General features: G+C 59.8%; 18 protein-coding genes and 1 pseudogene. 3 read left to right on the plus strand and 16 right to left on the minus strand.

Annotated features, from left to right (window positions below; genetic code table 11):
* Positions 1 to 71: 71 nt before the first annotated feature.
* Positions 72 to 290: a translation initiation factor IF-1 gene (gene infA / locus AAIA72_RS02420; RefSeq protein ID WP_369601860.1), complete on the minus strand. Its 219-nt coding sequence runs from the start codon at positions 288 to 290 to the stop codon at positions 72 to 74.
* 225 nt (positions 291 to 515) lie between these two features.
* On the opposite strand from infA, the gene AAIA72_RS02425 reads away from it, so the two are divergent.
* Positions 516 to 1,685: an ISNCY family transposase gene (locus tag AAIA72_RS02425; RefSeq protein WP_369600308.1), complete on the plus strand. Its 1,170-nt coding sequence runs from the start codon at positions 516 to 518 to the stop codon at positions 1,683 to 1,685.
* A gap of 98 nt (positions 1,686 to 1,783) precedes the next feature.
* Here AAIA72_RS02425 and AAIA72_RS02430 read toward each other — a convergent pair whose 3' ends face one another.
* The 8 genes from AAIA72_RS02430 to AAIA72_RS02465 form a co-directional block, all read right to left on the minus strand.
* Positions 1,784 to 2,488 (minus strand): arginyltransferase, encoded by a 705-nt coding sequence (locus AAIA72_RS02430; protein ID WP_369601861.1) that lies wholly within the window; start codon positions 2,486 to 2,488, stop codon positions 1,784 to 1,786.
* On the minus strand, positions 2,442 to 3,200 hold the full coding sequence (gene aat / locus AAIA72_RS02435) for a leucyl/phenylalanyl-tRNA--protein transferase (RefSeq protein WP_369601862.1): 759 nt from the start codon (positions 3,198 to 3,200) through the stop codon (positions 2,442 to 2,444). The genes AAIA72_RS02430 and aat overlap by 47 nt, the downstream gene beginning before the upstream one ends.
* Before the next feature lie 8 nt (positions 3,201 to 3,208).
* Complete coding sequence (gene trxB, locus AAIA72_RS02440) at positions 3,209 to 4,159, minus strand: thioredoxin-disulfide reductase (RefSeq protein ID WP_369601863.1); 951 nt, start codon at positions 4,157 to 4,159, stop codon at positions 3,209 to 3,211.
* A 103-nt stretch (positions 4,160 to 4,262) separates the two neighbouring features.
* Positions 4,263 to 5,171, minus strand: coding sequence for an AAA family ATPase (locus AAIA72_RS02445; RefSeq protein ID WP_369601864.1), 909 nt, complete (start codon positions 5,169 to 5,171; stop codon positions 4,263 to 4,265).
* Positions 5,168 to 6,070: a carbon-nitrogen hydrolase gene (locus AAIA72_RS02450; protein ID WP_369601865.1), complete on the minus strand. Its 903-nt coding sequence runs from the start codon at positions 6,068 to 6,070 to the stop codon at positions 5,168 to 5,170. The genes AAIA72_RS02445 and AAIA72_RS02450 overlap by 4 nt, the downstream gene beginning before the upstream one ends.
* Positions 6,070 to 7,104 (minus strand): agmatine/peptidylarginine deiminase, encoded by a 1,035-nt coding sequence (locus AAIA72_RS02455; RefSeq protein WP_369601866.1) that lies wholly within the window; start codon positions 7,102 to 7,104, stop codon positions 6,070 to 6,072. Before AAIA72_RS02455 ends, AAIA72_RS02450 begins: the two co-directional genes overlap by 1 nt.
* Before the next feature lie 5 nt (positions 7,105 to 7,109).
* Entirely contained in the window at positions 7,110 to 7,388 is a 279-nt protein-coding gene (locus AAIA72_RS02460; protein ID WP_369601867.1) for a hypothetical protein, read from the minus strand.
* Between the two features lie 65 nt (positions 7,389 to 7,453).
* Positions 7,454 to 8,023, minus strand: coding sequence for a PilZ domain-containing protein (locus AAIA72_RS02465; RefSeq protein ID WP_369601868.1), 570 nt, complete (start codon positions 8,021 to 8,023; stop codon positions 7,454 to 7,456).
* Positions 8,024 to 8,114: 91 nt separating this feature from the next.
* On the opposite strand from AAIA72_RS02465, the gene AAIA72_RS02470 reads away from it, so the two are divergent.
* Both AAIA72_RS02470 and AAIA72_RS02475 read left to right on the plus strand, forming a co-directional pair.
* Positions 8,115 to 9,359, plus strand: a complete 1,245-nt coding sequence (locus AAIA72_RS02470) for a lipoprotein-releasing ABC transporter permease subunit (protein ID WP_369601869.1) — start codon at positions 8,115 to 8,117, stop codon at positions 9,357 to 9,359.
* Positions 9,352 to 10,032, plus strand: coding sequence for an ABC transporter ATP-binding protein (locus AAIA72_RS02475; protein WP_369601870.1), 681 nt, complete (start codon positions 9,352 to 9,354; stop codon positions 10,030 to 10,032). Before AAIA72_RS02470 ends, AAIA72_RS02475 begins: the two co-directional genes overlap by 8 nt.
* Before the next feature lie 99 nt (positions 10,033 to 10,131).
* Here AAIA72_RS02475 and AAIA72_RS02480 read toward each other — a convergent pair whose 3' ends face one another.
* The 7 genes and pseudogenes from AAIA72_RS02480 to AAIA72_RS02510 form a co-directional block, all read right to left on the minus strand.
* Positions 10,132 to 11,409: a bifunctional O-acetylhomoserine aminocarboxypropyltransferase/cysteine synthase gene (locus tag AAIA72_RS02480; RefSeq protein ID WP_369601871.1), complete on the minus strand. Its 1,278-nt coding sequence runs from the start codon at positions 11,407 to 11,409 to the stop codon at positions 10,132 to 10,134.
* A gap of 36 nt (positions 11,410 to 11,445) precedes the next feature.
* Positions 11,446 to 12,414, minus strand: a complete 969-nt coding sequence (gene tal, locus AAIA72_RS02485; protein WP_369601872.1) for a transaldolase — start codon at positions 12,412 to 12,414, stop codon at positions 11,446 to 11,448.
* Entirely contained in the window at positions 12,411 to 13,424 is a 1,014-nt protein-coding gene (dusA, locus tag AAIA72_RS02490; RefSeq protein WP_369601873.1) for a tRNA dihydrouridine(20/20a) synthase DusA, read from the minus strand. Before dusA ends, tal begins: the two co-directional genes overlap by 4 nt.
* A 77-nt stretch (positions 13,425 to 13,501) precedes the next feature.
* Positions 13,502 to 14,454: pseudogene (gene selD, locus AAIA72_RS02495) on the minus strand (selenide, water dikinase SelD); the annotation flags it as partial.
* A 53-nt stretch (positions 14,455 to 14,507) separates the two neighbouring features.
* Positions 14,508 to 15,470 (minus strand): response regulator transcription factor, encoded by a 963-nt coding sequence (locus tag AAIA72_RS02500; RefSeq protein WP_369602958.1) that lies wholly within the window; start codon positions 15,468 to 15,470, stop codon positions 14,508 to 14,510.
* Complete coding sequence (locus AAIA72_RS02505; RefSeq protein WP_369601874.1) at positions 15,398 to 17,194, minus strand: AAA family ATPase; 1,797 nt, start codon at positions 17,192 to 17,194, stop codon at positions 15,398 to 15,400. The genes AAIA72_RS02500 and AAIA72_RS02505 overlap by 73 nt, the downstream gene beginning before the upstream one ends.
* 15 nt (positions 17,195 to 17,209) lie before the next feature.
* The gene (locus AAIA72_RS02510; RefSeq protein ID WP_369601875.1) at positions 17,210 to 18,265 is read right to left on the minus strand and encodes a DUF2156 domain-containing protein; all 1,056 of its coding nucleotides are present in this window, start codon (positions 18,263 to 18,265) and stop codon (positions 17,210 to 17,212) included.
* Positions 18,266 to 18,290 lie beyond the last annotated feature (25 nt).

Raw genomic sequence — 18,290 nt, forward strand, 5'->3', positions numbered from 1 at the left:
GGTTTGCTGCAACGCAAAGCAAAAAGGGAGCTTCGGCTCCCTTTTTCACGATGCACAACCTTGAATTGGTCTCAGCGGGCGCGGTAAACGATGCGGCCCTTGCTCAGATCATAGGGTGTCAGCTCGACCTTGACCTTGTCGCCGGTGAGAATGCGGATGTAGTGCTTGCGCATTTTCCCGGAAATATGTGCGGTCACAATGTGACCGTTTTCCAGCTGAACCCGGAACATGGTGTTCGGCAGCGTCTCAATGACGGTGCCTTCCATTTCTATTGCATCTTCTTTCGCCATCTATTAAAGGACCTCAACAACCTTGTGCGTTGGGATTGCCCACAGGGGGCTATAATCAGAGTGCGCAGATTTTGCCTGATTTTGCGTCAAATAGCAAAGGTTTGGGTGTTCAGGTGTTGGGAGCAAATAAACTGTCCGGACTTGTAGCACGTGATTTGTCCGGTTTCATGATCACCAAGGAGGTGAGCCATGAGACGGACAGAACTGCTACAGGAGATCCGGAAAATGCGATTCGAAGAAGCCTATACGGGATGGACCGAGAAACGGCTGACCCAGGAAGAGGCGGCGCGGCTGCTGGGGGTCTGTGAGCGGACCTTCCGGCGCTATATCGACCGCTACGAGGAGGAGGGCCTCGACGGCCTGATCGACAAGCGCCTGAGTCAGGTTTCCCACCGCAAGGCCCCGGTGGATGAGGTTCTACGCCTCGAGGCGCTCTACAAGGAGCGCTACGACGGCTGGAACATCAAACACTTCTACAGCTTCTACCGCGACCGTCACGGCGGCACACGCAGCTATACCTGGGTACGGAACACCTTGCAGAAGGCAGGCCTGGTCAAGAAGGCACCGGCTCGGGGTAAGCATCGTCGACGCCGCGAGCGGGCGCCCATGGTCGGCATGATGCTCCACCAGGATGGCTCCACCCACGAATGGGTTCCCGGCCACCACTGGGATCTGATCATCACCTTCGATGACGCCACCTCTGAGCACTACTCCATGTTCTTCGTCGAGGAGGAAGGCACGGCTTCGAGCTTCCAGGCCATGCGAGAGGTCATCACCGATCACGGCCTTCCCTCGAGCCTCTATACCGACCGGGGCAGTCACTACTGGCACACCCCCAAGGCCGGCGGCAAGGTCGACAAGTCCAACCTCACCCAGTTCGGCAGGGCCATGGCCCAGCTCGGGGTCGAGATGATCCCCGCCTATTCCCCCGAGGCCCGGGGCCGCTGTGAGCGCCAGTTCGCCACCCATCAGGGACGCCTGCCCAAGGAACTTGCAGCCCAGGGCATTACCACCATGGCGGCGGCCAACCGCTACCTTCGGGAGCACTACCTGCCGGCCTTCAACCGGGAGTTCTGCGTCAAACCCGCCGTCGAGGGCAGCGCCTTCGTGCCTTTCATCGGCCCTGGACTGGACGACATCCTGTGTGAGCAGTACGAACGCACCGTGAACAAGGACAACTGCGTCTCGTTCGAGGGACTCAAGCTGCAGATCCCTGCCGACCGCTATCGGCGCCATTACGTCAAGGCCAAGGTTCGGGTACACCGTTATCCTGATCGCTCCCTGGCGATCTTCCACGGCCCCAGAAGACTGGCCAGTTACACCCCAGAAGGCCTGCCCTTCGACCCCCTCGAACCTATTGATCAGGCACCGGCCAACGTCCGCTGCCAAGTCTGATCATCAGTGGACCCAAAGCGGACAGTTTATGTGCTACAAAACCGGACAGTTCTATTTGTTGCTAACAAGGTTTGGGTGTTCAGGCCGGGGCGTGGGGTTCAGGCACGTACCCACTGCTGATCCAGGTAATATTCCAGCGGAGAAAACTGGTTCTTGTACTGCATCTTCCGGCTGTTGCGGATCCAGTAACCGAGATACAGGTAGGGCAGACTGAAACGACGACACTGGTCAATCTGTGTGAGAATGGCCAGGGTACCCAGGCTGTTGTGAGGCATGTCTGGCGAGAAGAAGGTATAGATGGCGGACAAGCCATCAAGCAGCCGGTCCACGACTGACACACAGACCACGGTGTCACCCTCCCTGAACTCGTTCAGATAGGATCCCGGGCGGGCATCCAGTAAAAAGGAATCATATTGCTCTCGACTGGGTGGATACATGTCGCCGTCTGCGTGGCGGGCATTGATATAGCGGCAATAGAGATCAAAGTGCTCCGGGTAGAAATCGACCGGTTTTTCAGTGACCCGAAGGTGTGCGTTGGCACGCAGTACACGCCGGTGGCGGCGGCGCATATCAAAGTCCCAGACGGGAATCCGGACGGGAATGCAGGCCTGGCAACCGGCACATTTCGGTCTGTAGTAATGCTGGCCGCTGCGCCGGAAACCGATTTGTGACAATCGGGTGTACAGGGTGTCATTGATGGGCATGGATGGATCAACGAAAAGCGTCACCGCCTGTCGGCCAGGCAGATAGGAGCAGTCATGCTCTGGTGTGGCGTAGAAGACCAGTGTTTTCAGATTGCTCATGTGACAGGATCACCTCAAGCCCGATCGTGGGTGCCCAGTGTGTCTGGTCGGGCAGGGCCACGCTTTCTTCAAGTATAGTCAAGAATTGAGCGCGCGGTATGGTAAAGGCACCCAGACTCTGGAGATGACTGTTGGGTAGCTGGCAATCAATCAGGCTGAACTCCCACTGCGTAAGTTGCAGCACCATCCATGCGAAGACCAGCTTGGAAGCATTGGTCTGCCTGCTGAACATGGACTCTCCGAAAAAGGCGCGCCCGATAGCGACGCCGTAAAGGCCACCCACCAGGTTGTCTCCGTGCCAGAGCTCAAACGAGTGGGCTATGCCCGTTTGATGCAGTGCTTTGTAGGCGGCAATCATTTCCGGCGTGATCCAGGTTCCGCTGGAATAGGTGCGGGGAGCGGCGCAGGCCTCAATGACCTGATCGAAGGCCTGATCAATGGTAATGATCAGGTGACTCAGATTCTTGCGCAGGTGTTTTCTGAGCGAGCGTGAGACATGCAGATGATCCCGGTCGATCAGGCAGCGCGGGTCGGGTGACCACCAGAGAATGGGCTGGCCTGCTTCATACCAGGGAAAAATCCCCGAAGCGTAGGCCAGCCTGAGACGCTGGATTGAAAGATCCCCGCCTGCGCAGAGCAGGCCATCCGGTTCTTTCAGGGCAAGCTGTGGAGGTGGAAACCACAGCTCATCATCCAGCCAGACAACAGACAAGGCAGGCCTTACTCACCGTCAAGGAAGCGCTCGGCATCCAGCGCGGCCATGCAGCCGGCTCCGGCAGAGGTGACCGCCTGACGGTATACCTGGTCGGCCACATCGCCGGCAGCGAATACACCGGGTACACTGGTTGCCGTGGCGTTACCCTCGCTTCCGCCCTTGACGCGGATATACCCCTTGTCCATCTCCAGCTGACCTTCAAAGATGTCCGTGTTGGGCTTGTGGCCGATGGCGATGAAAACACCCATCACGTCAATGTCTTTGGTCTCGCTGCTCTGGGTGTGCCTGATACGGATACCGGTCACGCCCGCGTCGTCACCCAGTACTTCGTCCAGGGTGTGGTTCCATTCGATGGTGATCTTGCCTTCCTTCTCGCGCTCAAACAGCTTGTCCTGCAGGATTTTCTCGGCCCGAAGCTTGTCGCGTCGGTGTACCAGTGTGACATGGCTGGCGATATTGGCCAGATACAGGGCTTCTTCAACCGCTGTATTGCCGCCGCCAATGACGGCCACTTTCTTGCCGCGATAGAAAAAGCCATCGCAGGTGGCGCAGGCGCTGACACCGCGGCCCTTGTAGGCCTCTTCCGAGGGCAGGCCGAGATACTGGGCAGATGCCCCCGTGGCAATGATCAGTGCGTCGCAGGTGTAGGTGCCCTGGTCACCGGTCAGCGTAAAGGGCCGGTTCTTCAGATCAACAGTATGAATGTGATCAAAAATGATATTGGTTTCAAAACGTTCCGCATGTTTCTTCATGCGTTCCATGAGTTCCGGGCCTTGTACCCCTTCCCAGTCTCCGGGCCAGTTGTCCACATCGGTCGTGGTGGTCAGCTGGCCACCCATTTCCATGCCGGTGATCAGGGTGGGTTGCAGGTTGGCACGTGCCGCGTAGATGGCTGCGGTATAACCGGCGGGACCGGAACCGAGAATGATGAGCTTGCTGTGCTTGCTTTCGGACATGGTGACCTCATGATGCAGAATGGTTTGGACATACGGTATCACAGACCGCATGTCTTTGGGATTGAATGCGCCAATGATACAAATAGCAGGCGTCTATCTGCTGTTACAGAACGTTCACGCTGGCGAGAATATACTCGGAAAGGGGGCTGCTGCCCAGTGGTGAATGACCTCCCAGACGATGCTCTGCCACCGCCGGGAATACGGCCTGGACGTCTTCCGGCAGGACATGTGTCCGGCCATTCAGGAAGGCCCAGCCCCTGGCAGCGTGAAGCAGATTCAGGCCTGCCCGGGGTGAGAGTCCGTGCGGAATGCTGTCGTCCGTTCGGGTGAAATTCAGAAGCCGCAGCACGTAGTCCACCAGTGGTTGGGTCACGGTGAGACGGGTAATCTGGTGCTGCAGCGCGATGATGTGCTCCGGTTTCAGCAAGGGAGTGAGCTTGCGGATCGCATCGCGACGATTGTGTCCCATCAGCAGGGCCCGTTCCGCATCTTCCGGCGGATAGCCCAGGTGGATGCGCATGAAGAATCGGTCCAGCTGAGATTCGGGCAGCGCCTGGGTGCCTTCCTGATCCTGCGGGTTCTGGGTGGCGATGACGAAGAAGGGCTCGGGCAGGGGGTGCGTTTCGCCTTCGATGGTGACCTGACGTTCTTCCATGGCTTCGAGCAGTGCGCTCTGTGACTTGGGACTGGCCCGGTTGATTTCGTCCGCCAGAACCAGATTGGCAAACACGGGTCCGGGGTGGAAGGTGAAGGTCTGGGTTTCACGGTTGAAGATGTTGACACCCAGGACATCGGAGGGCAGCAGGTCATTGGTGAACTGAACGCGGTTGTAGCTCAGGCCCAGTACCTGGGCAAGCGCATGGGCCAGGGTGGTCTTGCCCATGCCGGGGACATCCTCGATGAGAAGGTGTCCACGGCAGAACAGGCAGGTCAGCGCCAGACGGATCTGGCGCTCCTTGCCCAGGATGATGGTGTTGAGCTGCTTGAGCAGGGCGTTCAGCGGCTTGCTCATTGGTCTCCCAGCCAGCGCTTGACGATGGGGGGGTAGGCATCAATCCGGCGGTCACGGAAAAACGGCCAGATGCGGCGTACGTCTTCACTGTGTCCGATGTCCAGCGTATGCACCAGTGCAGTATCCTGTCGGGTGTCCGCCATGGCGAGAATTTCACCCTGGGGCCCGGCGATGAAGGAGTGTCCCCAGAACAGGATACCCTCGGACTGTCCGCTCGGGTCGGGTTCGTGCCCCACGCGGTTGATGGCAATGACAGGCAGACCATTGGCGACCGCATGGCCACGCTGAACCGTTTCCCAGGCGCCTTGCTGGCGGGATTGCTCGGCTTCGTCGTCGCGCGGATCCCAGCCGATGGCAGTGGGATAGATCAGCAGGTCGGCACCACCGAGTGCCATCAGTCTGGCAGCTTCCGGGTACCACTGATCCCAGCAGACGAGAACGCCCAGGCGCCCGACGGATGTGCTGATCGGCCGGAAACCGGGTTCATCTGCATCACCCGGCGTGAAATAGAATTTTTCATAGAATCCCGGGTCGTCCGGAATGTGCATCTTGCGGTAAAAACCTGCCAGAGAGCCGTCCTTTTCCAGCACGACCGCTGTATTGTGATAGAGCCCAGGTGCCCGGCGCTCGAAGATGGAGCCCACGATGACGACAGAAAGCGCTTGTGCGAGGCTGGCAAGCCGCTGTGTCGTGGGCCCGTCCAGCGGTTCGGCAAGATCGAACAGGCGGGTGTCCTCGGTCTGGCAGAAGTAGAGGGTGGCATGCAGCTCCTGCAGACAGATGAGTTCCGCGCCTTCCCGGGCGGCGGCGCGGATCAGTTGTTCGGTATGATCCAGACTGCGGGTCTTGTCAGCAAAACTGTGTTGCTGGATGGCGGCGACAGTCAGGGTTCGGGTCATCAGCTCAGTACTCCTTCGGGAATTTGCATGGTGACGCAATGCAGGCTGCCATGCTGTTCGATCAGGGTGCGGCAATTGACGGCCTCAATGGCCCGGCCGGGAAATGCTTCGGCCAGCCGCTCCAGTGCCACGCGGTCTTCCGGAACGCCATAGGTTGGCACCAGTACGGCGTCATTGATAATCAGGAAGTTTGCGTATGTGGCGGGCAGCCGATGACCGTCTTCGCTGTAACAGGCCTGAGGCATGGGGAGCGGGATCAGCGTGTACGGGTTGCCGTCACGACGGGTAAAGCTCTGTAGCTGGGCTTCCATAGCCCGCAGGGCATCGTAATGCGGGTCGTCGGGATCCGTGCACTGAACGTAGGCAATGGTGTCCGGGTTACAGAAGCGGGCGAGGGTGTCCACGTGGCTGTCCGTGTCGTCTCCTTCAAGATAGCCGTGATCCAGCCAGAGCACCCGATCCACGCCCAGTTTCTCGCCGAGGTAATGCTCAATGTCTTCCCGGGTGAAATCCGGGTTGCGCGTCGGGGTCAGCAGGCACATGGATGTGGTCAGCAGGGTGCCCTCGCCGTCGCTTTCTATGCCGCCGCCTTCCAGCACGAAGGGCAGACTTTCAACCGGTGTCCTGCCGAAGGCGCCCTGCTGGTGCAGGTTGCGTGTGATTTCGTTGTCCAGCGTGGCGTCAAACTTGCCGCCCCAGGCATTGAAGGTGAAATCCAGCAGTACGGGCCGGCCGTCCCGCAGCACGGTGACCGGTCCGTGATCCCGGGCCCAGGTATCGTTGCTGGGAACGGTATACAGGTACACCGGATGAGGCAGGTTGTGTGCCAGTGTTTCGATGGCCGCGCGGTCTGCCGCCGGGTCACAGGCGACAATGACGGGCTCATGCCGGGCAATGCGCACGAGAAGCTGGCGAAAGTTGTCTTCTGCTGCCTGGAGGATGTCTGCCCAGTCCGTGTTGCGATGAGGCCAGGTAAGCATGACGGCGTCCTGGCGTGCCCATTCGGCAGGCCAGACTACGGAGTGCTGTGTCATGAAACTCATTTCCGGTTGATGACGCTGTGAATGACGTATTGCCGCTCGAAAAAGACGGTAAATGCGGGATAGACCCAGGTTTCAATGGGCGGTTCACCGACCGGTCCTTTCACGCTCTGTGGCTGGCCGAACCGATCCAGTACCTGTTGCATGGTCATGCCGCGTGTGGGCATGTTCTGCACTTCCTGGCCGGCACCTTGCTGCCCGACGGGGATTTTTACCTGTTCGGCCTGGGCGGCCAGCGCGCTGCACAGCAGAGCGATCATCAGCAGGATGTGTTTCATGGTCATTTCCTTCTTGCCTTGCGTGTGATCAATGAGGCCTGACAACTCAGGCCCGGGACAGGTTTCTAGTTTATGGAGTTGTCCCGGTTTTGTCTCGTATGTTGTTGGTGTTGCAGAACCAGCTTGGCCAGCAGCTTGCGATCATTCTCGGCCAGGTTCCCGAACTGGAGGTGAATGCGCCAGCGGCTGCCTTCCGGGTCGGCGTGCAGGACAAACCCCCTGAGCCGGAAACCGATATAGTCCGGCAGCAGGACCAGATGAATCTGAACCGGTTGCCGCACGGGGAGTCCGGCGTCCGAGAGGTAGGAGAGCCCGCCTTCGCTGAGATTGATGGTATGAATGTCCGTCTCGGAAAAAGTGGTCTGCGTGGCGGTCAGGGTCCGGGCAAGCAGGTCGATTTTCCGGTTGATCACCTTCAGGGCCGCCAGCATGGTCTTGTCGCGGTCGTACAACAGCGCTGCAAGGTGGCTGAACTCGCCGTCAAGAGCGGCCAGGTTGCGTTGCAGGGCGGGCCAGGCTTCTTCCCCCATGTTGACGGGTGAAGTCTCCGGATCCTTGTCCTGCGGCAGAACCCTGAGCAACGCACGGGTCTCGATTCGGTAGAACTTGCGGCGATTGGGCTTGGACTTTGTCACTCGGCCTGTGTCCCGGTGCTTTGTTATGAGCGTTGAATCCATTATAGTGGGCGCTTCGCAAACCTACTACATGGATTGAGTCGTACGGATCATGTTTCGCCCCCTGTCGTTTTTCATAGGGCTGCGCTATACCCTTTCAAAGCGCGATAATCATTTCATATCGTTCATTTCCCTCACCTCCATGATTGGACTGATTCTGGGCGTGCTGGTTCTGATTACGGTGTTGTCGGTCATGAACGGGTTTGACCGGGAGCTGAGACAGCGCATTCTGGGCACCGTTCCCCATGCCGTGATCGAGAAGCGGGGGGCGCCACTCATGGACTGGCAGCAGGTGGCGGCACGTGCACTCGAACATCCGTCCGTGGTGGCCGCAGCGCCTTATACACAGGCGCAGGGCATGGCGACGGCCAGGGGGCAGGTGCATGGTCTGCTGATCAACGGGGTGGATCCGGCCTGGGAAAACCAGGTGTCCATTGTCGGGCAGCACATGGTGGCCGGTTCGCTGGATGACCTGAAGCCGGGCCAGTTCGGCATCGTGCTGGGGGATATTCTGGCCAGCTACCTCGGCGCTCAGGTCGGCGACCGCATTACGGTGATCCTGCCCAAGGCGTCCGTGACGCCGGCAGGGGTCTTTCCGCGCATGAAACGTTTCACGGTCGTCGGTCTCTTTTCCATCGGGGCGGAGCTGGACGCCTCGCTGGCCTACATTCACATCGAGGATGCATCCCGGTTGATGCAGCTCGGCGGAGGCGTTCAGGGCGTCCGCCTCAAGCTGGACAACCTGTTCGAGGCTCCGGCGGTCTCATGGGGGCTGGCGTCGCTGCTGGGCAAGGATTTCACCGCCACCGACTGGACGCGGACCCATGGCAATCTGTTTCAGGCCATTCAGATGGAAAAGACCATGGTGGGTCTGTTGCTCATGTTCATCATCGCCGTGGCCGCCTTCAACATCGTGGCCACGCTGGTCATGGTCGTGACCGACAAGCAGGCGGATATCGCCATTCTCCGCACGCTGGGCATGAGTTCGGGGGGCATTCTGCGGATATTCATGGTTCAGGGACTGATCATCGGGCTGGCGGGAACGCTTACGGGCGCGGTGCTGGGGGTTGCACTGGCTCTGAACATCAGCGATCTGATTGCCTGGTTCGAGCATGCCATGGGCATTCGTTTTCTGAGCCCGGACGTGTACTTCATCAGCTATCTGCCGTCGGAGCTCATGTGGTCGGATGTGGCGGTCATTTGCAGCACCACTTTTGGTCTGACCGTGCTGGCAACCATCTACCCCGCATTCCGGGCTTCTCGCATTCAGCCGGCGGAGGCGCTCCGATATGAGTAAAATGGTGCTGAAGGCCGAAAATCTGTCCAAGGTCTACCGGCAGGGGCGGGAGGAAATCCGTATCCTGAATGGTGTCAGTCTGGCAGTTCGGGAAAGTGAGCTGATCGCCATTGTGGGGGCGTCAGGATCCGGCAAGTCCACGCTGCTCAATATTCTGGGCACCCTGGATTATCCGACCAGTGGCCGGGTTGAGGTCTGCGGCCAGGATGTGGCTTCGCTCAGTGACCGCGCCCGGGGCAGATTGCGCAATGAGTCCATTGGTTTTGTCTATCAGTTTCACCATCTGCTGCCCGAGTTTTCCGCACTGGAAAACGTGGCCATGCCTTGTCTGATTGGTGGCATGGCACCCCGCAGGGCGCGTGAGAAAGCGGTGGCGTGGCTGGAGCGTGTCGGGCTTGGGCACCGGCTTTCACACAGGCCGGCCAAGCTGTCGGGCGGGGAGCGCCAGCGCGTGGCCATTGCCCGCGCATTGGTGACTGAACCGGATCTGGTGCTGATGGATGAGCCCACCGGCAACCTGGATCCGGATACCGCGGCACATGTACAGGAGACATTGCTGGAACTGGCACGAAATCAGTCCATGGCGTTTGTGCTCGTCACCCATGATATGGATCTGGCTTGCCGGACGGGCAGGGTGCTCAAGCTCACTCATGGGCATCTGGAACCGGCCTGAGCAGACAGGCGCCCTGATGCGCCGGGATACGCCACCTCTTCACAATAAAAAGCCGGACCCTGTCGGGTCCGGCTGTCGTTACAGGCTACCTCTGCCGGATCAGGCTTGAGATGCTTCCAGCGCCTGGCTCAGATCGGCGATGATGTCATCAATATGCTCGATGCCGATGGACAGGCGAACCATATCTTCCGTGACACCGGCACTGGCCAGTTCTTCGGCATTCAGCTGCCGGTGGGTGGTACTGGCCGGATGGCAGGCGAGTGACTTGGCGTCACCGATGTTGACGAGCCGCACGACCATCTGAAGTGCGTCGATGAATCTGGCACCGGCCTCACGGCCTCCCTTGATGCCGAAGCTGAGAATGCCGGATGCCTTGCCTCCCATCAGGCGGTTGGCCAGTTCATGGTAGCGGTTTTCCGGCAGACCGGCGTAGTTGACCCAGCTGACTTCGGGACGTTTTGCCAGAAATTCTGCGACCTTTTGCGTGTTCTCGCAGTGACGCTCCATGCGCAGCGGCAGTGTCTCCATTCCCTGCAGGATCAGGAAGGCATTGAACGGGGACAGGGCGGCACCCATGTTTCGCAGCGGTACGACACGGGCCCGGCCAATGAACGCGGCTTCGCCCAGTGCTTCGGCATAAACCACACCATGATAGGAGGGGTCAGGCTCGTTGAACTGGGGGAAGCGATCCTTGTGCTCGGCCCAGGGGAATTTCCCGGAATCGACGATCACGCCACCAATGGTGGTGCCATGTCCACCGATGTATTTGGTCAGCGAGTGGACCACGATATGGGCACCATACTCGAAGGGGCGGCACAAGACGGGGGTGGCAACGGTATTGTCAACGACCAGCGGAACGCCCACTTCGTTGGCCAGCTTGCCAAGCGCTTCCAGATCAATGATGTTGCCTGCCGGGTTGCCGATGGATTCGCAGTAGATGGCCTTGGTGCGGTCGTCAATCAGTTTGCGGAAGGCCCCGACGTCATCGCCGCTGGCGAAGCGGACTTCGATGCCCTGTTGGGGAAGCGTGTGGGCGAACAGGTTGTAAGTGCCGCCATACAGTTGGCTGACGCTGACGATGTTGTCGCCTGCGGCGGCCAGTGTCTGGATCGTCGCGGTGATGGCGGCCATGCCCGAAGCCATGGTCAGGGCGCCGATTCCGCCTTCCAGTGCGGCCATTCGTGCTTCCAGCACGGCATTGGTCGGGTTCATGATGCGTGAGTAGATGTTGCCCTGAACCTTGAGGTCGAAGAGGTCCGCGCCATGCTGTGTATTGTCGAAGGCATAGGAGGTGGTCTGGTAGATGGGCACTGCGACAGCCTTGGTGGTCGGATCGGGGCTGTAGCCAGCGTGAATGACGAGAGTTTCCTGTTTCATTGAGCGTTTCCTGTTGATGTTTGTGTTGTTGTGGTTTCAGCCCGCATGGTTGCGGGCCAGATCCTGAATTTTTGCAAGCAGCGTACGCTGGTCTGCGGCAAACTTGCGGATGCCTTCCGCCAGCTTTTCCGTCGCCATCGCATCTTCGTTCATCTGCCAGCGGAATTCGGCCTCGTCCAGCTCCAGTACCGTTTCCTTTGCCACCTGATCCGGACTGAGCACTCGCTTCAGCGGGCCATGATCCTCTGAAAGCTGTGCGAGCAGCTCCGGACTGATGGTCAGCTTGTCGCAGCCAGCCAGGGCCTCGATCTGTCCGGTATTTCTGAAGGATGCACCCATCACGATGGTTTTGTAGCCGTGACTCTTGTAGAAGTGGTAAATCCTGCGGACAGACTGTACGCCGGGATCTTCTGCCGGGGGAATGTGGCTGACACCGCGTTGCCTGCAGTACCAGTCATAGATTCTCCCCACGAACGGGGAAATCAGAAACACGCCGGCCTGCGCACAAGCGACTGCCTGCACGAAGGAGAACAACAGTGTCAGATTGCAGTGGATGCCTTCCTTTTCCAGCTGTTCCGCAGCCTTGATACCTTCCCAGGTGGCCGCGATCTTGAACAGGATCCGGCTGCTGTCGGTGCCCATCTTTTCATAGGCCTCGGCCAGTCGCCTGACCCGGTCTGCCGTGGCATCGGTGCGGAATGACAGGGTCGGATCCACTTCGGTCGAGACAAAACCCGGTACGCGCTTGCTGATGTCGGCACCCACGGCCACACTGAGGTAATCGATGGCCGCAGCGGCAGCTTCATCCGGATCGCTCGTGTTCCGATAACGGCGCGCCGCCTCCTCGAGGACGGGGCGAAACACCGGTAAGGACACGGCCTTCAGGATCAGGGAGGGATTGGTGGCGGCATCCCGGGGCCTGAATCGTTCGATGGCCTCCAGATCACCGGTATCCGCCACGACTTCGGTAAACTTCTGCAGTTGTTCCAGCTTGGAGGGATTCATGAGGTCTCCAGACGTCCTGTGCGAGTGATTGAATACTGTGCCATGGTTTCCCGGAGGTGTCCGAGAAGCTCCGGTGTGGCGTCCTGCCGCACGCCCTGAGTGGAAAGCGTCCGGCGAAAGACCCGGCCACCCTTGCAGCCATGGAACAGGCCCAGAATATGACGCAGACTATGCCATACCGGCTGACCGCGTTCAAACTCTGCCTGCACGTAGGGAAGAAAGGCGTCCAGCACTTCAAGCCTGTCCCCGGTCGGTGCCGGTGTGCCAAACAGGAGGGGATCCACGTCATGCAGGATCCACGGGCGCTGATAGGCCGCCCGGCCAATCATCACACCGTCAACATGCCGGAGATGGTGTTGTGCTTCGGAAACGTCCTGAATACCGCCATTGATGATGATTTCCAGGTCCGGAAAATCCTGCTTGAGCCGATAGACGCTTTCGTGATCCAGCGGCGGGATCTCGCGGTTTTCCTTGGGGCTCAGGCCGCTGAGGATGGCCTTGCGGGCGTGTACGTAGAACGTGCGAATGCCTGCATCCGCCTGCCGGGCGACAAAATCCCGCAGGAACGCATAGCTGTCCAGATCATCAATCCCCAGACGATGCTTGATGGTCACGGGGAGGCGGGTGGCAGACTGCATGGCCTTCAGACATTGGGCCACGCGTTCGCCGTGTCCCATGAGGCAGGCTCCGATCATGTTGTTCTGAACGCGGTCGGAAGGACAGCCCACGTTCAGATTAACCTCGTCGTAACCCCATTCTTCAGCAAGGCGGGCACACTCGGCCAGCTCTGCCGGGTCGCTGCCGCCAAGCTGAAGGGCGACCGGATGTTCCACCGGATGAAAATCCAGGAAGCGCTTCCGGTCACCATGGAGAATGGCGCCGGTGGTGACCATTTCGGTGAACAGGAACGTGTGCCGGCTGATCTGGCGGGCAAAGTAGCGCCAGGCCGGTGTGGTCCAGTCCATCATGGGCGCCGCGCAGAAGCGCCGGTCGGGGAGGGAGTCTGTCATCGTATCCGTATTCCGGGTGAATCCGTTTGCCGGTCAACAAGGTGTCCGATCGGGCTGGCCGGCAGACCGTGGGCCGTCAGGCACTGCTCGACTTCATTCCGGGCCTCTTCGGCAACAGCGACGAGAAGGCCGCCGCTGGTCTGGGGATCTGCCAGAAGGTTGAGCCACTGGTCGTCGTCGGCAAAAATCCGGGCCCCGTAACTCTCCAGATTGCGGCGGGTGCCACCGGGAATGGCGCCTGCGGTCATGGCCTCGCGACACCGGGCAGAAGCGGCAGGGAGGCGGCATCGAGTTCCGCCACCAGTCCGGCAGGTGTGCACATTTCAAGCAGGTGGCCGGCAAGCCCGAAACCGGTCACGTCGGTCATGGCATGGACACCCGCGATGGCGGCCAGGGCCTGTCCTGCACGATTCATCTGGCACATGGTGTCAACCGCCGGCTTTACCCCGGACTCGTCGATGAGTCCGCGTTTCAATGCGGTGGTCAGTATGCCGATACCCAGGGCTTTCGTCAGGTAAAGCAGGTCGCCCGGCCTTGCCGTGTCATTGCGCCTGAGATTCTGAATGCTGACCCGGCCCGTGACCGCAAGGCCGAAGATGGGTTCCGGCGCATCAATGCTGTGACCGCCCGCCAGGGGGATTCCGGCATCGTGGCAGGCCATCCGGCCGCCATCAAGTACCTGTGCAGCCACCGATGCCGGCAGCACGTTCACGGGCCAGCCCAGAATGGCAATGGCCATGAGTGGCTGGCCGCCCATTGCATAGACGTCGCTGATCGCATTGGTGGCGGCAATGCGTCCAAAGGTGGTGGGATCGTCCACAATGGGCATGAAGAAGTCGGTGGTGGAAATGATCGCGGTGCCGTCTCCGAGATCCAGGACGGCAGCATCATCACGGCTGTCATAGCCGACCAGCAAGCCGGGCGCATCAATGCGCTCCAATCGGGATTGCAGAATCTCGGTCAGCACCTGGGGTGCAATCTTGCACCCGCATCCGGCGCCGTGACTGTACTGTGTCAGACGTAAGGTCATGCCTGGAAAACTCCCGCTCAGGCTGGAAATTTGCCTGCCGGAGTGTAGCAGATTCAGCCGGAATCCAGAATGCCGGTTTCTACCGCCCTGATCACGGCTTGCGCCCGGTTGCGCACGCCCAGTTTGCCGTAGAGGTTGCGCAGGTGCGTCTTGACGGTGGCCGTGCTGATATGGAGCGCATCGGCAATATCCTGGTTGCTCTGGCCGGTTTTCAGCCAACTGAGGATTTCCCTTTCCCGTTCACTGAGTGGCTCGGTCATCGGGTTGTCAACCTGCCCGGACGCAGCGCTTGCTGCCGGGGCCTGGTCGCCCAGGATATGCGCCACCACCGCACCCATGCCAGGTTGGGTGCGGACATGGTGTAAAACCGGGTTCAGGTCCGGGCACTGATCCCGATAGAGTTGGAGCATCTCCCAGGGATCGGCCCGTCTGACGGCGCCGGCAAATGCTTCCGAAGCTCCCGCTTTGTCGCCGTTCAGCCAGTGCCATTGGGCCTTGAGAAGAAGTACCTGTGCTGCACGCGCCTGCTGACCTTCGCGCAATGAGGCCTCCAGCAGTGCTTCAATATGTGTGACCATATCAGGGGGCGGGCACTGCAGGCGAACCTTCAGCCACAGCAATGTCAGGCGCCGCCGCTGCTCAAGGGTGCCCGCAAGCGTGTCCGGAGAATGGCGTATCGCCCATTCTGCCAGCGGCATGGGATTGCCGCGAGCGGCTTCGCATATGCTGAGCATGACATCGGGGGGCGGTGTGAGGAACGGCCAGGCGCCCTCAATCTGTGCGGCAGTTCTCGAAAGCTCGGAGGCGGCGCGAGTGGCCTCGTCCAGATCGCCGAGTCCCAGGTGAATCCACCAGTGGTACAGTCTGAAGTACACGGCGTGATAAGGGTTCAGGGCACCACCTGAGTGACGCCACGCTTCTGCCAGAGATGCCCTGGCCTTGTTCAGCTCCCCCGCTCGCGGTGAATGATGGCTGAAAAGTAGTGCGTAACGGCGTAAACGGGATGGTGGATCCAGATGTCGTTCAGTTGCTGTCGGGCATCGCGAAGAAAGACTTCGGCCAGGCTGATTTCTCCGCGGTCGACAAGGGCCGGTATCAGCCATGACAGGGTGGCAACCAGGCAGATCCGGTCGCCCGATTCGGTGGCGGCCGAGACGGCCCGGGTCATGAATCGGATGCCTTCGGCGCTGGCACCCTGCATGAAGGCGTCGGCACCCTTGGATTTCAATGCCCAGGCCTGAAGATGGGGTTGATCCTTGAAGCGCGAGACATCCAGGTTCCGGGTCAGACGGGCGCTTTCTTCAATGTCGCCCCGCCACCGGGCCAGATGTGCCAGCAGGAAGCAGAATCTTGCACGGAGCGCTTCGATGGCTTCAGCGTCGGCCTGCAGGCCGCTGGCAGCGACCTGGTCCGGGCCGAGCAGCGGCTGTGCCTGCGCCGCCAGCGCAGCGGATAATTCCGCGTTGCCCTCTGCAAACGCCCGGGATGCCCGCAGATACAGTACCCATGGATTGTTGCTCGTCCAGGGCTCCGGGAGCTGTTCCAGAATCCGGCGTCCCCTGTGGTAATGGCCGCCCTGAACAAGATCCTTCTGATGGTCTGACAGGGCCTGACTGAGTTGCGGCCACATGCCGTGATCCGCGAGCAGATCAAGACCCTCGATCAGCTGGCCCGTGCTCAGGTACCAGCGGCTTGCCGCAAGGATGACCTCCTCCGGCAGCTGTCCGGTGCCGAAACGTCGCCTGAGCCAGCTGCGGAGGAGATCGTGCAGGACATACTGAGGTTCGTTTTCCAGTCTGTGCTCGGTACAGGGCAGGCTGGAGGATGCAAGGGCCCTGAGCAGTATCCGTGCATCCCAGCGGGGCAACACCTCTCGGCAAAAACTTTCGGAAAAGGAAGGAAACGCAGCCAGAACGGGCAGTGCATCCTTGAGCACCTGGGGCAGGTAGGGGAAGACTTCATGGGTCAGGTAGTCGTCAAGCAGCCTGTCGTCGGTCAGACTGGGTGGTCCGCTGAGTTGCCCCGTCTGTGTGAGCCGGCAGGCCGTAAACTGAATGGCTGCCGCCCAACCTTGAGTCTGCCGGAAAAGGGCACCGGACAGCTGTTCGTCGAGTTCCAGCTGAAAGCGCCTGCTGACCCACTCCCGTATGTCCGACTGGCCGAACGAGAGTGCAGTCTTGTCAATCATGGCGAGCTGGTTGCGGACTTGCCTGCGGGGCAGGTCCAGCTCGGGGAGTTGCCGGGCTGTCAGGACGACATGAAGGTAGTCCGGCAGGTAATCCAGAAAACGGGCCAGATCGGCGAGCAGGGCGGGGTCTTCGATGGCATGAACATCATCCCATACCCAGACCAGTCTGTCCGGCCTCGACCAACTGCGTGCGTGATCCTGAAGTGCGCTCAGTAAAGCAGTGCAAGGGTCATCAGCGGGAAAGGGGGTCATGGAGGGGCTTTCTGTCACCAGGAGGCGGCGAACCCGGTCCACAGTCCTTCCCAGGCTGTGAATGAGCGTATGCCAGAGCCGGTCCGGGTCATTGTCCGTCCGGTCCAGGGTGGCCCAGGCCTGCACGGGGCGCCGCAGTGCCAGCCATTGCGCCACGGCAGTCGTCTTGCCATAACCGGCTGGTGCAATCAGTGCCGTGACGGGCGCCCGGGTGGCCTGATCCAGCTTGTCCATGATGGCAGGACGCTGAACCAGATCGTCCGGCAGTCGCGGCGGGCGTAATTTGGTTTCAATGAGCATGAATTCAGTGTGCCATCAATCCGGGAGAATGCCAGTCCCCTTGAGTACGCCCCAGGTGACCTTTAACGCATTTTTTGACGGGGTGCACACATACCAGGGCTCCAGGTTTCCGCGGTATCTGGATTTGTGATAGGCGAGCGCCTGAAATGCATAGAACCGGTGCCCGTACCGGTGCATGAGCTGACCGACACGGAAAAGCATGGCGGACTGGTTGGGGCAGGGCCGGAGCTGATCCAGTGGTGCAATACCCAGGGACAGGCGACGGATGCCTTCCTTCCGGAATATATCGATGGCATGGAGCAATGTGTAGTCCAGTACAGGATGTTTCGCCCATTCCGGGTCACTGCGCAGAATGTTGGCGCAGTATCCGGAGATCATGCCGTTTTCAAACCAGGGGTCAAAAAAAATGAAGCCGAGGAGACGTCCGTCTGCATGATGACAGTAAAACTTTCGGACGCCCCACTCAGCCTTGAACACAGGTGGTCGTGTCAAAAGGCGTAGTTCCCTGGCCTGTATACGCTTGGTTTGCCGCCAGGCCTCCGAGATGGAGTCGACGGAATCCGGAATATGGGGAACGTGGGTATGTTCCACCACGGTAACAGGTAACCTCCTGCTGAGGTTGGCCGCATGGCGAAGCTGCTTTTTCTCCTTGCCGGCGAGATCGAAAGTCTGCAGATCGATGGCATGTTCCATGCCCATGTGATTGACAGTCCAGCCAAGCCTTGCTGCCGCCTTGGCAACTTCGGCGGTCACACCCAGCAGAACAGGTGTTCCGGGGAGTTGCTGGGCCTGGACAAGCGTCTGTTCAAAGGCCTGTTGCGGTACCAGAGGATTGGTGCAACTGAGGTTGATGGTTCCGAAAGGTGTGCGAACCGGGGCATAACTGAAGCATCCGTCATTCACAAAGTGGTGGGTGAGTCCGGCCTGGACCGTGAAGTAGGCGCTGCTTTGACTGCCATGACGGATCAGTGCGTCCCGGAGTCGTTCCGGTATCCGGTGCAATTCTGTTCTGGCTTGTTTGTTTTCTGCCACATGCTGGAGATGGGCGGTGTGTCGCAGTGTCGATTCCATGATCGTTTATCCCGGCAGACTTTCA

The organism is Thermohahella caldifontis (assembly GCF_041153465.1).
Taxonomy (GTDB): Bacteria; Pseudomonadota; Gammaproteobacteria; order Pseudomonadales; family Oleiphilaceae; genus Thermohahella; species Thermohahella caldifontis.

What these genes read in the sequence shown, in the direction of transcription:
- infA (WP_369601860.1), bottom strand. Translation starts at nt 290, where the DNA reads ATGGCGAAAGAAGATGCAATAGAAATGGAAGGCACCGTCATTGAGACG.
- AAIA72_RS02425 (WP_369600308.1), top strand. Translation starts at nt 516, where the DNA reads ATGCGATTCGAAGAAGCCTATACGGGATGGACCGAGAAACGGCTGACC.
- AAIA72_RS02430 (WP_369601861.1), bottom strand. Translation starts at nt 2,488, where the DNA reads ATGAGCAATCTGAAAACACTGGTCTTCTACGCCACACCAGAGCATGAC.
- trxB (WP_369601863.1), bottom strand. Translation starts at nt 4,159, where the DNA reads ATGTCCGAAAGCAAGCACAGCAAGCTCATCATTCTCGGTTCCGGTCCC.
- AAIA72_RS02445 (WP_369601864.1), bottom strand. Translation starts at nt 5,171, where the DNA reads ATGAGCAAGCCGCTGAACGCCCTGCTCAAGCAGCTCAACACCATCATC.
- AAIA72_RS02450 (WP_369601865.1), bottom strand. Translation starts at nt 6,070, where the DNA reads ATGACCCGAACCCTGACTGTCGCCGCCATCCAGCAACACAGTTTTGCT.
- AAIA72_RS02455 (WP_369601866.1), bottom strand. Translation starts at nt 7,104, where the DNA reads ATGACACAGCACTCCGTAGTCTGGCCTGCCGAATGGGCACGCCAGGAC.
- AAIA72_RS02460 (WP_369601867.1), bottom strand. Translation starts at nt 7,388, where the DNA reads ATGAAACACATCCTGCTGATGATCGCTCTGCTGTGCAGCGCGCTGGCC.
- AAIA72_RS02470 (WP_369601869.1), top strand. Translation starts at nt 8,115, where the DNA reads ATGTTTCGCCCCCTGTCGTTTTTCATAGGGCTGCGCTATACCCTTTCA.
- AAIA72_RS02475 (WP_369601870.1), top strand. Translation starts at nt 9,352, where the DNA reads ATGAGTAAAATGGTGCTGAAGGCCGAAAATCTGTCCAAGGTCTACCGG.
- AAIA72_RS02480 (WP_369601871.1), bottom strand. Translation starts at nt 11,409, where the DNA reads ATGAAACAGGAAACTCTCGTCATTCACGCTGGCTACAGCCCCGATCCG.
- tal (WP_369601872.1), bottom strand. Translation starts at nt 12,414, where the DNA reads ATGAATCCCTCCAAGCTGGAACAACTGCAGAAGTTTACCGAAGTCGTG.
- dusA (WP_369601873.1), bottom strand. Translation starts at nt 13,424, where the DNA reads ATGACAGACTCCCTCCCCGACCGGCGCTTCTGCGCGGCGCCCATGATG.
- AAIA72_RS02505 (WP_369601874.1), bottom strand. Translation starts at nt 17,194, where the DNA reads ATGCTCATTGAAACCAAATTACGCCCGCCGCGACTGCCGGACGATCTG.
- AAIA72_RS02510 (WP_369601875.1), bottom strand. Translation starts at nt 18,265, where the DNA reads ATGGAATCGACACTGCGACACACCGCCCATCTCCAGCATGTGGCAGAA.